We start from the raw sequence: 13562 nt of genomic DNA on the forward strand, positions 1-13562 counted from the left end.
CCCCTCATCCGACCGAGCTTCGCTCGGCCACCTTCTCCCACAAGGGGAGAAGGAGAGTGCGACCTACAGCGCCTTCACCGACACCTTCACCGGTTGCTCGACCTCAAGCGGGTTGCGCAGCGGCAGGCCGAAATCCTTGGCCTCGATCTCGAACACGTCGCCGGCCTCGGTCCTGACGCCGTCGGCGAAGGACAGCGTCGCGGTGCCGAACATGTGCACATGAACGTCGCCCGGCTGGCGGAAAGCCGAATATTTGAAGTGGTGATGTTCGAGATTGGCGATGGTGTGCGACATGTTCGCCTCGCCTGACAGGAATGGCTTTTCCCACAGCAGCTTGCCGTCGCGCACGATGCGCGAGGAACCCCTGATGTCGGACGGCAGGTCGCCGATCAGGATCTCCGGCCCGAACGAGGCGTTGCGCAGCTTGGAATGCGCGAGGAAAAGATAGTTCACACGCTCGGTTACGTGGTCGGAAAACTCGTTTGACAGAGTGAAGCCGACGCGGAACGGGGCTCCGTCATCGCCGATGACATAAATGCCGGCGATTTCCGGTTCCTCGCCGGCATCCTGGGCGAAGGCGGGCGACAGAAGTGCCGCACCGGGTGCTACCGCCATGGTGCCGTTGCCCTTGTAGAACCATTCCGGCTGCACGCCCGTCTGGCCCTTGGCCGGCTTACCGCCCTCCAGCCCCATGCGGAACATCTTCATGGAATCGGTGAGCTGCTCTTCGCCGTCGGTGCTGAGCTTCTTGTGCATGGCATCGCGGGTCGCGGCGGAGCCGAGATGCGTCAGCCCGGTGCCGGTGAGGTGGAGATGCGCCGGATCCGGATGGTTGATGGGCGACAACAGCCGTCCCTTCTTGTAGGCGGCATCGAGGTCGACGGCCTCACCGAAGCCCTTGCGCTCGATGAGCGCGACAAGCCCGCTGCCGGTGCGCGCGGCCTCCATGGCCAGCGAATAGACGCTGCGGGCGCCGTTGATGATCCGGGTCTTGCCGCCGTTGCGGGCAACAACGCGGATGGTTTCCGCGTCGTCGAGGATCTGGGAAATCAGCATGATGTGCCCTCTCTATTGCCTTGGCCCGGCCGCCCATCTGGCAAACCCTGACCTGCGCGGCTCGGGACCAATCCGTGCCACGGGTGAAATTCTTCGTCCGGATTGCGCTCGCTGGCCTGGTCTCTCAGGAGACTTCTTCGCACCGGCCTCTTGCCGGCAGCCGCGATGTGACCCGTATGGTTTCCTCGTCCGGCCAGGTTTCTCCCGGCTCACGCCTTGTTCTTGTTGTAAACGTCGAAGACCACGGCGCCGAGCAGCACCAGACCCTTCACGACCTGTTGCCAATCGACATTGACGCCCATGATCGACATGCCGTTGTTCATGACGCCCATAATGAAGCCGCCGACCACCGCGCCAATAACCTGGCCGACGCCGCCCATCGCCGAAGCGCCGCCGATGAACACAGCGGCGATGACGTCGAGCTCGCTGCCGAGGCCCGCCGCCGGCACCGCCTGGCCAAGGCGCGCCGCAATGATCAGCCCGCCGAGCGCCGAGAGCACGCCCATATTGATGAACACCATCAGGGTCAGCCGCTCGGTCTTGATACCCGATAGCTGCGCCGCCTTGGCATTGCCGCCCATCGCGTAGATACGGCGGCCGACCGTCATGCGTTTGGTGATGAAGACGAACAGCGCGATCAGCACGCCCATCACCACGAGAACGATTGGCAGACCTCTGTAGGTGGCGAATTGATAGACCAGAAACAGCGCCAAAGCGCTGGTCACCAGGGTCTTGACCACGAACAGCGTGAACGGTTCGGCTTCGTAGCCATGCCGCTCGCGGCTGCGCCGCGCCCTGAGCCCGAAATAGGCATAGGAGAGCACGGCGATGATGCCGATCACGATCGTCGTCATGTGCAGCGTCAGGCCGCTGCCGACGATGGTCTTGCCGGCGGCGTTCACGACCGGCGGGATCAGCGTCAACGAGCCGATCACGTCCGGAATGAAGCCGGAACTGAGCGCCTTGAAGCCGACCGGAAGCGGGCCCACGGAAGACCCGCCACCCAGCAGCGCCTGGCAGATGCCGCGGAAGATTAGCATCCCCGCCAGCGTGACGATGAAGCTCGGTATTCGGTGATAGGCAATCCAGTAGCCTTGTGCCGCGCCGATTGCGCCACCGACGATCAGGCAGATGATCGACACCACCAGCGGATTGCTGAAAGGGCCGAGAGGCCAGATGACCATCATCATCGCCGCCAACGCGCCGATGAAACCGGCGACGGAGCCGACGCTGAGATCGATATGGCCGGAGACGATCACCAGCAGCATGCCCAGCGCCATCACGATGATGAAGCTGTTCTGTTGCACCAGGTTGCTCAGGTTCACCGGTTTGAACAGCGTTCCGGACGTCGTGAACTGGAAGAACACCATGATGGCAATCAGCGCCAGGATCAGGCCGTATTCGCGCAGGTTGGTGACCAGCGCCGAGACGGCAACGCGCGGCCCCTGCTGCACATCTTCGGCGACGCCGCTTTTCGGCACGGGAGCGCTTTCGGTGCTCATGATGCTTTTCCTTCTCCGCGAACGATGGCGCGCATGATCTTTTCCTGGCTGGCATCGCTCGCCGCCATTTCGCCGACGATACGCCCTTCGTTCATGACATAGATGCGGTCGGTGATGCCGAGCAGCTCGGGCATCTCCGACGAGATGACGATGATCGCCTTACCCTCCGAGGCAAGACGCGCGACGATCGTATAGATTTCATACTTGGCGCCGACGTCGATGCCGCGAGTCGGCTCGTCGAGGATCAGCACTTCCGGATTGGCGAACAGCCACTTCGACAGCACCACCTTCTGTTGATTGCCGCCCGACAGGTTGCCGGTCATCTGATAGACGCTGGACGAGCGGATGGTGGTCTTGGCCTTGTAGTCGTTGGCTACGGCGAGCTCGCGCATGTCGTCGATCACGCTATGGCGCGACACGCCGGGAAGATTGGCCAGTGTGATGTTGTGCTTGATATGATCGATCAGGTTGAGGCCGTAGGTCTTGCGGTCCTCGGTGACGTAAGCAATGCCATGTTCCACCGCCTTGCTGACAGAGGAGACATCGATGGGCTTGCCCTTGAGCAGCACCTCGCCCGTAATGCGGCGGCCATAGGAGCGGCCGAACAGGCTCATCGCGAACTCGGTGCGTCCGGCACCCATCAGCCCGGCGATACCCACCACCTCGCCCTTGCGGACGTTGATATCGATGTCCTTGATCACCTGCCGCTCGGCATGGATCGGGTGATAGACCGACCAGTTCTTCACCTCGAGCACGGTCTCGCCAATCTCTGGCTCGCGCGAAGGATAGCGGTCGTCCAGCGAGCGGCCGACCATCGAGGTGATGATGCGGTCTTCCGAGATGTCTTTCTTGGGCAGCGTCTCGATAGTGCGCCCGTCGCGGATGATCGTGACCTTGTCGGCGACCCGGTTGATCTCGTTGAGCTTGTGCGAGATCAGGATCGAGGTGATGCCCTGCCGCTTGAACTCGAGCAGCAGGTCGAGCAGCGCCTGGCTGTCCTTTTCGGACAGGCTCGCCGTCGGTTCGTCGAGGATCAGCAGCTGCACTTCCTTGCTGAGCGCCTTGGCGATCTCGACCAGTTGCTGCTTGCCGACGCCGATATTGGTGATCAGCGTCTTGGGGTCTTCCTTGAGGCCAACCTTCTTGAGCAGAGCGCTGGTGCGCGTCTCGTTGGCGTTCCAGTCGATGACACCATACCTGGCGTGCTCGTTGCCGAGAAAGATGTTTTCGGCGATCGATAGCATCGGCACCAGCGCGAGTTCTTGGTGGATGATGACAATGCCGCGGCGCTCGCTGTCGTGGATGCCTTTGAAATGGCACTCATCGCCGCGATAGATGATTTCGCCATCATAGGTGCCGGATGGGTACACGCCCGAAAGCACCTTCATCAGCGTCGATTTGCCGGCGCCGTTCTCGCCGACCACGGCATGGATCTCGCCTTCCTCGACACTGAGGTTGACATTCGACAGCGCCTTCACGCCGGGAAACGTCTTGGTGATGTCACGCATCTCCAAAATCGTCGAGGCCATCAGGAATACCACTCCTCCGAGGTCCGGGAACAATACCGGGGTCGCTCGCTAACGAAAAGGGGTCCTGCGTTGCGCAGGACCCCAGGCTTTACAACTGCGGTTACTTCAGCTCGTCGGCCTTGATGTAGCCGGAGTCGACCACCAGGGCCTGGTAGTTCGACTTGTCGACATCATGCGGCGTCAGCAGGATCGAGGGAACGACCTTGACGTCGTTGTTGTAGGTCGTGGTGTCGAGGCCGTCCGGCTTGCCGCCCGAGAGCACCTTGTCGACAAGTTCGACCGTCGCCTTGGCGAGTTCGCGGGTGTCCTTGAACACGGTCGAGTACTGCTCGCCGGCGATGATCGCCTTGACCGAAGCGGTCTCGGCGTCCTGGCCGGTGACAACAGGCCAAGGCTGGTCGGTCGTGCCGTAACCAACGGCGCGCAGCGAGGCGATGATGCCGCGCGACAGGCCGTCATACGGCGAGAGCACGCCATCGACGCGGCTGCCATCCGAGTAGTTGGCGGAGAGCAGATTGTCCATGCGGGCCTGGGCGGTCGCTGCCAGCCAGCGCAGCGTGCCGACCTTGTCCATGCCCATCTGGCCGGACTTCACGACGAGTGTCTTGTCGTCGATCAGCGGCTGCAGCACCGACATGGCGCCGTTGTAGAAGAAGAAGGCGTTGTTGTCGTCCGGCGAACCGCCGAACAGCTCGACATTGAACGGACCCTTGTTTTCGGGATAGCCGAGGCCCTTGAGCAGCGATTTGGCCTGGATGACGCCGACGCCGAAATTGTCGAAGGTGGTGTAGTAGTCGACATTCGCGGTCTTCTTGATCAGGCGGTCATAGGCGACGACGACGACGCCAGCGTCAGCCGCCTTCTGCAGCGCGTCCGACATCGTGGTGCCGTCGATCGAGGCGATGATCAGCGCCTTCGGGCCTTTGGTGATTTCGTTTTCCAGCTGGCTGAGCTGATTGGGGATATCGTCCTGCGCATATTGCAGGTCGACAGTGTAGCCCAGAGCCTCGAGCTGGGACTTCACGGCGTCGCCGTCGTTGATCCAGCGCTGCGAGGTCTTGGTGGGCATCAGCACGCCGACAAGGCCTTCGCCTGCCTGCGCCGGGACCGTCATGGCCGCGATGCCAAGGGCCGCGACGGCGGCCAGTGTCTTGATAATCTTCACATTAACTCTCCCTGGTTGATGGACGCGCACCCTGGGTTTCGTGGGCCGCGCGATCGAGCAGGAGCGCCAAACGCGCCGCTGCCGTCATATCGATCTCCGGTATCCTCCCAATCGGCCCTGAGACTCTGGTTCCAGTCGATGCGATTTTCCTCGCTGGCGACGGTCAAGCTTCAGGACGCGCAAAGGGTGTGGCTCTTTGCCATAACTGTCAAATGCGATCTTTGATGGTTGCTATACCGAAACTGATATATTGAAAGCCGACGAAGACCTGGCCGGATTGCCGGTCGGCCACGAGCGGGACAAAAAAAGACCATGGCGGCGCTGCGGAATCCTGATGGACTTTCAGCCAGTTACGAAGAACCCCTCCGCGACGGAGAGATCCTGCTGCGCAGCGGCCTTAGCCTGCGCCACATGCGCATGATCGCAGCCCTCGACGATCATGGCCGGGTCAGCGCGGCAGCCCAGGTCATGAACATTTCTCAGCCCGCGGCCTCGCGGATGATCGCCGAGATGGAGGCGGTGCTCGACGTCAAGCTGTGCGAAAGGCTGCCGCGCGGCATCACGCTGACGCCCTATGGCAAGGCGTTGGCGAGGCGTGCGCGTTCGATCCTGCTCGAGATGCGTGAAGTCGACCGCGAGATATCAGAGCTCAAGGCGGGCAAGGGCGGCTCGGTGTTCCTGGGCGCGGTGACGGCCCCTGCGATCGAGCTTGCAGTGCCGGCGATCCGCGAAATCCGGCGCATCTATCCGCGCATCGAGATCACCATGCAGGTCGAGACCTCCAATGTGCTGGCGCGCGAGCTGATCGCCACGCGTCACGATTTCATCATCGCGCGCATCCCCGACGACCTCAATCCACGCCTGTTCGAGGCCCGCGTCATCGGTGTCGAAAAAGCCTGCCTGATCGTGCGCCGCGGCCACCCGCTCGCCAAGGGCAAGGCGGTGCGGCTGGAGGAGACCGCCGCCTACGACTGGGTTTTCCAGTCGGGCGGCTCGCCGCTGCGCCAGGCGATGGAAAGCAATTTCCTGAACCGCAACATCGCGCTGCCGGACCGCATCCTCAACACCAGCTCGCTGCTGCTCACCCTGGTCATGGTCGCGCAGTCGGACGCCATCGCGCCGGTGTCGATCCAGGTGGCGAAATTCATCCAGAACCCCGAGGGGCTGGCCGGCGCCATCGACGTCGTCCAGACCGAGTTCGACATCGAGGTCAGGCCCTACAGCCTGATCACCGTGAAGAATCGGGTGCTGTCGCCGGCGGCCAAGATGCTGCACGACTTTATTTTGCGGGAGGTGGGCTGACAGAGAGGTGGGCTGACGGCTGGAGCGGGTAGCGGGAATCGAACCCGCGCGTTCAGCTTGGGAAGCTGACAAGCTACCATTACATCATACCCGCGCAGCAGCCTCGTTACCACGCAAGCCTGCGTTCGGGCAATCGTTAAGCGCGCATTCGAGCTTTGCCCGCCGCCCGCCGCTACTTCGTCGTGGCAAGGGCATCTTCTGCGGAAAAAGCCGGCCAGTATTTCGAAATTGCCAGCGTGGCCCCGATTGAAGAGAAGTGGCCATAATCGAAATAGAGAAACTGGCCTGCGTCGGCGTAGGAGCAGCGTCCTGCGCTACAGAGGAATTCGAGCGGATCGATGAAGGTGGCGCCTTTGGTAAATGAGCGCACACGGTTGTTGATGTCGGGATCCATGGCCATCGGCCATGACGTACCATCCAAATTTCCGCGCTTTGCGAAGAACGCGATTTTCCGAACGTCGGTTATGAACTGCGGAGACTGGCCGATGACAAACACGCGCACACCCAGGCCACGAAGCGTATCGATCGTTTGCTGGAGACCGTCGAAACTCCTGGCCTCGTAGTCGGTCCACCGGCCGCTGAGTACAACGGTCTTGATGCCGGCGTCCTGGATGACCTTCAAGGCTTGCTGATTGAACCGCATGCAGTCCGGGCGTGCGTAGGAGAAGTAAGAGAGAATCGGTGGACAGCCTGCGTAGGTGTATTCCACGATGTTGGCTTGAAGCTGATTTATGTTGGCGTCCAGGCCTGAAACATAGTGGGCGGCAAACGAGTCGCCCCACAGCAAAACGGTTGTAGAAAAGCCGCGAGTGCGCGTGCAGTCCTCGATATTCCAGCTTTCGATCCGGCTGGAGCCCTCGTTGAAACAGATGCCATTACCCCAGTCCCCGACAGGAATCCGCTGTTGTGCGTAGTCCGGAAACCGTTGCGGAAAGCCGTTGCCGAGCGCCCCGGCCGCCCCGCCAACACAGAGAAGAGCGATCGCGCCCGCTGAAAAGGCGAAGATGGGCACCGGTGCGGTGAAGCTCCTTTTCTGCCGAAACGGCTGCTCGACGTATTTCCAGGAGAATGCGGCCAGCGCGAGGCTTGCAACCGTCATCACAACGGTCATCGAAGGGTCGAGTTTCTGTAACGAAAGATAGTGCGCGAACGCATTGATCGGCCAGTGAACAAGATACAGCGAATACGAGATGAGGCCGATCCAGACCAGCGGCCGGACTTCGAGTATGCGGCTAGCCATCGTCGAGGGGCTATTTTGGCCGACATAGATGAGGAGTGCAGTTCCGAGGCACGGATACAAAGCGTTGTAGCCCGGGAACGGGTCGCTCTCCGAAATCGCGAAGAACCCGATGGCGAGAAGGCCAAATCCGGCCAGCCCGACCAGTTCCATAAGAAATCGGTTGCTCAAGGGCGGGGGCCGTTTCAGCATGAGCACGGCCCCCAGCATGAGTTCCCAGACCCGTGTCGGCAGCAGGTAGAATCCGGCGTTTGGCGCCAGCCATGTCGCCATGACCGCCAGCACGAAGCTGCCGAGAATGATCGGCAGGAGTATCGTCAGCCAGCGCTTCGCAAAATAGCGATAGATCAGGAACATCAGGATTGGGGCAAAGATATAATACTGCTCCTCGACCGAAAGCGACCACGTGTGCAGCAGCGGTCGGAGCTCGGCATCGATCGAGAAGTAATTTGACGTTTTCCAAAAATAGATGTTCGACCAGAAAGTCGAGGCCGCTATGACGCTGAGACTGAATTCGTGCAGATCTGACGGCAGAAGAATGAACAATGCCGCAACGCAGGTGAGAAGCATGACAAAGATCAGAGCCGGCAGAATGCGTCGTGCACGGCGCCAGTAGAATCTGACGATCGAAAACTGGCCGCGTTCAAGGTCGTCCAGAAGACTTCCGGTGATCAGGTAGCCAGATATGACGAAGAAGATATCGACGCCGGTAAAGCCGCCCGGAATTGCCGAGATTCCGAAATGAAAGAGTACCACCGGCAGTACCGCAACAGCCCGAAGGCCATCGATATCGCGCCTGTACTTCATTCAAGAAGTCCTGTGTTCGCAGGTCAGGGCGAGACCGCGCAGTCCGTCCATAACAGGGCGATACGAATGAGTCTGGCAGATCGATATCAACTGGTTACCCTCTGTCGCCCCAATTTTGCTGCGCTGCAGCATAGGTCAAGGTCGGCGAGCAGACAATCCGAAAACCGCCGTGCGGAGCAACTGGATTCAGCGAGCCGCCTTGATGCCAGCGCGGCAAGTGCGTATTTCTGGACCCGTACCCGAATCGGGTTAACCGAATCTGGAGACACGCCTTGTCCGCACTGACGCGCTTTCTCGGCGATACGCCGCTCCGGGTGCTTCTCAAGCTGCTGGTGGTATCGTTCCTCGTCGGCCTTGTCATGAACGCTTTCGGCTGGTCGCCGGTGGATGTGCTCTACGGCATCCGGAATTTCTTCGTCGATCTCTGGAATCTGGGCTTCCGCGCCATTGACCGTTTCCTCGGCTACATCTTGCTGGGCGCGGCGATCGTCATTCCGGCCTTCATTCTGCTGAGGATCGCCAACTATCGGAAATGAGCCGATAGCTAGCCTATAGCCTAGCATCCCAATATGAATTTCCCGTGCTTCGGACCGTGATGCAGCTTCATCAGGAAGGGTTCTGTTGCAGGAATGGCAGCACAGGGCCGGAATGACGATACGCGCTGTTGATCAATGCTGTTTGACATAATCATCAGTTTACACTAATCATAAGTCATGACTGTTGGTAGTGTCCAGTTTGCTGCGCTTGGCGACCCGACGCGCCGCGCGATCATCGAGCTGATCGCGGCCCGCCCGCGTTCGGTGGCTGAAATCACGCGGGAGGTGACGGTCTCCCAATCGGCCGTCTCTCAGCATCTCAGGGTGTTGCGCGAATCGCGCCTGGTTCGGGCCGAGCCGAAGGGTGCCAGCAACGTCTACCACATCGATCCGGCTGGGCTTGGCCAGATGCGTGCCTGGCTCGACCGGTTCTGGAGCAAGACCCTGTCGGCCTACAAGGTGGCCGTCGAGCAACCGCCAGAGGAGTCACAATGAACACTCATGTACCAGTCACGTCCGTGAAACAGTCCATCGTGGTCGAGGCGCCGATCGAACGCGCATTCAAGGTTTTCACCGAGGAGTTCGGCAGCTTCAAGCCGCCCGAGCACAACCTGCTCGCCGTCCCGATAGCCGAGACTGTGTTCGAGCGTCGGGTCGGCGGCTACCTCTACGATCGTGGCACCGACGGCAGCGAGTGCCGCTGGGCGCGCGTGTTGGCCTATGAGCCGCCCAACCGGGTGCTGCTCAGCTGGGATATCAGCCCGCAATGGCAGATCGAGACCGATCCGGACAAGACCAGTGAATGGGAGGTGCGGTTCACCTCTGAGACGGCTGGGCGGACTCGCGTCGAGCTCGAGCATCGAAACCTGGAACGTCACGGCCAAGGCTGGGAAAGCGAGCGCGATGGTGTCGCCAGCGATCAGGGCTGGCCGCTGTACCTCAAGCGGTTCGCCGATCTGCTGGCCGGCAAGGCCTGACGGCGGAGCGTTGCGATGCCCTAGGACGGGGACATTTCACCCACCGGAATTGCCTCCGTCCCGTTCTCACTGTGATCCTAAGGAGCGGAGATCAGCATCTATTTGCGCGGCGGCAACGCCGCCAAAGGTGGTAGCGTCAGAACCATTCTCTACGTCTCGGGGGCACTGGTCACCCTAGTTCTTGTTGTCGTGACCGGCTGGGCAGCCATCCACTGAGGCATCGACGTGGCCCTGGGCTGAGAAGACAAAGCGGAACTTCGCCTCCTTCGTCGCTCTCGCCGCAGGCTTTCATCTTGCTCAAATCCGTGCCCACGACCTAAGGTAGTCCGAAGCCACTTCGAACAGGATGGCATGGCGCGCGGCGAGCGCCGCCACGTCAGTCGAATAGCCGCCGCCGATAACGCCGCAGACCGGGATGCCGAGCCCGCGGAAATGACGGATCACCATGTCGTCGCGGGCGCGCAGTCCCTCGTTCGACAGCGACAACCTGCCAAGCCGGTCATCGGCATGGACGTCGACCCCGGCATTGTAGAAGACGATGTCCCAGGGCGCCCTGGCGGTGAGTTCCGGCAGGATGCCGCCCAACCTTTCGAGATAGTCCGCATCGCCGGTGCCGTCGGGTAGCGCGATGTCGAGGTCGGAAGCGATCTTGCGGGCCGGATAGTTACGGTCGCCATGCATGGAAAAGGTGAACACGCGCGGCTCGTCTTCGAGAATGTCTGCCGTGCCGTCGCCTTGATGGACGTCAAGATCGACGACCAGGATGTTGCGAGCGGCAGCTTCGGCAAGCAGCACCAGTGAAGCCACGGCAACATCGTTGAAGGTGCAGAAGCCGGCGCCTTGCGCCCGCCGCGCATGATGGCTGCCGCCGGCGGTGTTGCAGGCGATGCCGTTCAGCAACGCCAACCGCGCCGCCAGCACCGTGCCGCCTGTTGCGAGCTGCGCCCTGAGCGAGACCCGCAGGCCCACCGGAAAGCCGATCTCGCGTTCGATCTTTGCAGGCACTTCGCAGGCCAGCACCTCATCGACATACGAGGCGGCATGGGCAAGCTTCAGCCATGATGCCGGCGCCGGTCCGGGCATGTTGAGCGCCTCGGACCCGGCAAGTCCGCGCGCGCTCAGGGCTTCCATCAGCAGTGGGTACTTGCTCATCGGGAAGCGATGGTTGACGGCAAAGCCGGCGTCGTAGTCGGGATGATGAACGATCTGCAGGGGCATGAGCGGTCGGTGCGCCAGAAGCGGGTTTCGGTTGACCATGACGCGATGAAAGATTGCGCGGCGTCGGGAAACTGGGGCACATCGGCCATTCGAGCAAGCCGCAATGAGGATCGGGTCCTGGATCAGCTGTCAGCAACGGCCAACAGCCGGCCCTTCGTCGTCACCAACCGCTCGGTGCTCGCCATCGCAGTGCCGATGACGCTGGCCTATCTGACGACGCCGCTGCTCGGCATCGTCGACACCGCGGTGATCGGGCAGTTCGGCGACGCTGCTCTTCTCGGTGGCCTGGCGGCGGGTGCCCTGGTCTTCGACGTCGTCTTCACCTCCTTCAATTTCCTGCGCTCCGGCACCACAGGCCTCGTCGCCCAGGCGCTCGGACGTGGCGACGAGCTGGAGGAACAGGCGGTGTTCTGGCGTGCCGTGCTGATCGCAGTCGTCGCCGGCATCGTGCTTGCCGCCCTGGCGCCACTGGTCGCCATCGCCGGACAATGGTTCATGGATGCTGAGCCGCGCGTCAGCGAAGCGATGGCCGTCTATATCCGCATCAGGCTGCTGGCTGCACCGTTCTCGCTGATCAACTACACCATCCTCGGCTATGTGCTGGGGCGCGGCGAGGGCGGGCTGGGACTGATGCTGCAATTGGTGCTGAACGGCATCAACATCGCGCTCTGCATCCTGCTGGGGCTGGAGCTCGGCTGGGGCGTTGCCGGCGTCGCCTGGGCGACCGTCACCGGTGAATTCGTCGCCATGCTGCTTGGCCTGGCAATCGTCATCAGGCGTTTCTGGGCAGCACCCCGGTTGCCGCGCTATCGCGTTTTTGATCTGCCGGCATTCCTGCGCATGGCGTCGCTCAACCGTGACATCATGATCCGGTCGTTCTCGCTGCTCGCCGCCTTCGCGCTGTTCACCCGCCAAGGCGCACAATTCGGCACGGTGACACTGGCCGCCAACGCGGTGCTGATGAACTTCTTCCTTATCGCCGGCTATTTCCTCGACGGGTTCGCCACGGCAGCCGAACAGCTCGCCGGGCGGGCCATCGGCGCGCGTGCCGTCATGCAATTCCGACAGGCGGTGCGGCTGACCCTGTTCTGGGGCTTCGGGTTGGCGGCCACGGCGACGCTTGTCCTTTTGCTGGGCGGTACTGATCTGATCGCCCTGATCACGACGTCACAAGATGTTCGCGCCATTGCCGGCATCTATTTGCCCTGGGCCGCGTTCACCGCGCTCAGCGGCGTGCTGGCGTTCCAGATGGATGGGGTCTTCATCGGCGCAACCTGGTCGCGCGACATGCGCAACATGATGCTTTTTTCTTTCCTCGTCTTCAGCGCGGCGCTGCTGACGCTGGCGCCAGCCTTCGGCAATCACGGCCTGTGGGCGGCGCTGCATGTCTTCCTGCTGGTGCGCGGCTTCAGCCTACTTGCCATTTTGCGCTTGCGGATGCGGACGGCGTTTTAGAGCGGCTTGGATGCCCATTGATCGAGGCTGGTATCGCGCAACTCACGCAGCGATTTGAGCCGTTGCATATCCGCAAAACCGATCATCCCGGAAAGAATGCGGCCCGGCAACGAAGGCCCGGCATAGATCATGCCGGTGTAGAGCTGGACGAGATCGGCGCCGGCGCGGACCTTTTCCAGTGCCGTCTCAGCGGAATCGACGCCGCCGACGCCGATGATGGCGCGGTCCGGACCAAGCAGTTTGCGCATCTTTGCCAGCACGATGGTCGAGCGTTCGAACAAGGGTTTCCCCGAGAGCCCGCCGGTCTCGCCGGCAACAGCGGCGCTGCGCAGGCCAGGTCGCGCAATCGTCGTGTTGGAGACGATGACGCCGTCTATTGCCTTGTCGGTGACCTCGGCGGCGATATCCTCGAGCTCGGCCTCTACCAGGTCCGGCGCGATCTTGAGAAAGATGGGCGGCTGCGCTGAAGCTGCCGTCCGTGCGGCCATAACGCGCGACAAGAGCTCGCCGAGCTGCTGGCGCGCCTGCATGTTGCGCAGGCCGGGCGTGTTCGGCGAGGAGATGTTGACCGTCAGATAGGTGGCGAATGGCGCAAACCTGACAACGCCGCGTTCATAGTCACTGACGCGGTCGGCGCTGTCCTTGTTGGCGCCGATATTGACGCCGACGATGCCGGCGCGGCCCTTGCGGGCGGCAAGCCGTTTCTCGGCGGCTTCGTGACCCTCATTGTTGAAGCCCAGCCGATTGATCACCGCTTCGTCCGATGTCAGCCGGAAAA

Annotated in this window: 12 protein-coding genes and 1 tRNA gene; 5 read left to right on the forward strand and 8 right to left on the reverse strand. The window is 61.7% G+C overall.

From position 1 onward, the window contains the following. Positions 1 to 63: 63 nt before the first annotated feature. The 4 genes from araD1 to chvE all read right to left on the reverse strand — a co-directional run bounded on the left by araD1 (position 64) and on the right by chvE (position 5252). Positions 64 to 1056 carry an AraD1 family protein gene (gene araD1, locus E5W87_RS17055; RefSeq protein WP_292399668.1) on the reverse strand — a complete coding sequence of 331 codons (993 nt, stop codon included), beginning with the start codon at positions 1054 to 1056 and terminating at the stop codon, positions 64 to 66. A gap of 209 nt (positions 1057 to 1265) precedes the next feature. Beyond that, a complete protein-coding gene (gene mmsB / locus E5W87_RS17060; RefSeq protein ID WP_292399670.1) occupies positions 1266 to 2558 on the reverse strand; it encodes a multiple monosaccharide ABC transporter permease in 1293 nt (430 codons plus the stop codon). Continuing rightward, a complete protein-coding gene (gene mmsA / locus E5W87_RS17065; protein ID WP_292399673.1) occupies positions 2555 to 4087 on the reverse strand; it encodes a multiple monosaccharide ABC transporter ATP-binding protein in 1533 nt (510 codons plus the stop codon). Before mmsA ends, mmsB begins: the two co-directional genes overlap by 4 nt. A gap of 100 nt (positions 4088 to 4187) precedes the next feature. Beyond that, on the reverse strand, positions 4188 to 5252 hold the full coding sequence (chvE, locus tag E5W87_RS17070; protein WP_292399677.1) for a multiple monosaccharide ABC transporter substrate-binding protein: 1065 nt from the start codon (positions 5250 to 5252) through the stop codon (positions 4188 to 4190). A 312-nt stretch (positions 5253 to 5564) separates the two neighbouring features. Here chvE and E5W87_RS17075 point away from each other — a divergent pair, with 312 nt between their 5' ends. After that, positions 5565 to 6554: a LysR family transcriptional regulator gene (locus tag E5W87_RS17075; RefSeq protein ID WP_292399680.1), complete on the forward strand. Its 990-nt coding sequence runs from the start codon at positions 5565 to 5567 to the stop codon at positions 6552 to 6554. 20 nt (positions 6555 to 6574) lie between these two features. Here E5W87_RS17075 and E5W87_RS17080 read toward each other — a convergent pair. After that, positions 6575 to 6648 (reverse strand) — tRNA-Gly (locus E5W87_RS17080). Between the two features lie 78 nt (positions 6649 to 6726). Continuing rightward, positions 6727 to 8598, reverse strand: a complete 1872-nt coding sequence (locus E5W87_RS17085; protein ID WP_292399683.1) for an acyltransferase family protein — start codon at positions 8596 to 8598, stop codon at positions 6727 to 6729. Positions 8599 to 8870: 272 nt separating this feature from the next. Between E5W87_RS17085 and E5W87_RS17090 the strand changes: the two genes are divergently transcribed. The 3 genes from E5W87_RS17090 to E5W87_RS17100 all read left to right on the forward strand — a co-directional run bounded on the left by E5W87_RS17090 (position 8871) and on the right by E5W87_RS17100 (position 10111). Continuing rightward, positions 8871 to 9134, forward strand: coding sequence for a DUF6460 domain-containing protein (locus E5W87_RS17090; RefSeq protein WP_292399686.1), 264 nt, complete (start codon positions 8871 to 8873; stop codon positions 9132 to 9134). Between the two features lie 177 nt (positions 9135 to 9311). Further along, on the forward strand, positions 9312 to 9629 hold the full coding sequence (locus tag E5W87_RS17095) for a helix-turn-helix transcriptional regulator (RefSeq protein WP_292399689.1): 318 nt from the start codon (positions 9312 to 9314) through the stop codon (positions 9627 to 9629). Then, positions 9626 to 10111 carry an SRPBCC family protein gene (locus E5W87_RS17100; protein ID WP_292399692.1) on the forward strand — a complete coding sequence of 162 codons (486 nt, stop codon included), beginning with the start codon at positions 9626 to 9628 and terminating at the stop codon, positions 10109 to 10111. The genes E5W87_RS17095 and E5W87_RS17100 overlap by 4 nt, the downstream gene beginning before the upstream one ends. A 297-nt stretch (positions 10112 to 10408) precedes the next feature. On the opposite strand, the gene E5W87_RS17105 is transcribed toward E5W87_RS17100, so the two are convergent. Next, on the reverse strand, positions 10409 to 11329 hold the full coding sequence (locus E5W87_RS17105; protein WP_292399695.1) for a histone deacetylase: 921 nt from the start codon (positions 11327 to 11329) through the stop codon (positions 10409 to 10411). A gap of 117 nt (positions 11330 to 11446) precedes the next feature. On the opposite strand from E5W87_RS17105, the gene E5W87_RS17110 reads away from it, so the two are divergent. Then, positions 11447 to 12784 carry an MATE family efflux transporter gene (locus tag E5W87_RS17110; RefSeq protein ID WP_292399720.1) on the forward strand — a complete coding sequence of 446 codons (1338 nt, stop codon included), beginning with the start codon at positions 11447 to 11449 and terminating at the stop codon, positions 12782 to 12784. Here the strand turns inward: E5W87_RS17110 and pyrD are convergent. Then, the coding region (gene pyrD, locus E5W87_RS17115) for a dihydroorotate dehydrogenase (quinone) (protein WP_292399698.1) at positions 12781 to 13562 on the reverse strand (782 nt) is incomplete at its 5' end. The genes E5W87_RS17110 and pyrD overlap by 4 nt on opposite strands.

This window comes from Mesorhizobium sp., assembly GCF_004962925.1.
In the GTDB taxonomy this organism is placed as follows: domain Bacteria; phylum Pseudomonadota; class Alphaproteobacteria; order Rhizobiales; family Rhizobiaceae; genus Mesorhizobium.

Coding starts and splice junctions, on each gene's coding strand:
- araD1 (WP_292399668.1), bottom strand. CDS start 1,056: ATGCTGATTTCCCAGATCCTCGACGACGCGGAAACCATCCGCGTTGTT.
- mmsB (WP_292399670.1), bottom strand. CDS start 2,558: ATGAGCACCGAAAGCGCTCCCGTGCCGAAAAGCGGCGTCGCCGAAGAT.
- mmsA (WP_292399673.1), bottom strand. CDS start 4,087: ATGGCCTCGACGATTTTGGAGATGCGTGACATCACCAAGACGTTTCCC.
- E5W87_RS17075 (WP_292399680.1), top strand. CDS start 5,565: ATGGCGGCGCTGCGGAATCCTGATGGACTTTCAGCCAGTTACGAAGAA.
- E5W87_RS17085 (WP_292399683.1), bottom strand. CDS start 8,598: ATGAAGTACAGGCGCGATATCGATGGCCTTCGGGCTGTTGCGGTACTG.
- E5W87_RS17095 (WP_292399689.1), top strand. CDS start 9,312: ATGACTGTTGGTAGTGTCCAGTTTGCTGCGCTTGGCGACCCGACGCGC.
- E5W87_RS17100 (WP_292399692.1), top strand. CDS start 9,626: ATGAACACTCATGTACCAGTCACGTCCGTGAAACAGTCCATCGTGGTC.
- E5W87_RS17105 (WP_292399695.1), bottom strand. CDS start 11,329: ATGCCCCTGCAGATCGTTCATCATCCCGACTACGACGCCGGCTTTGCC.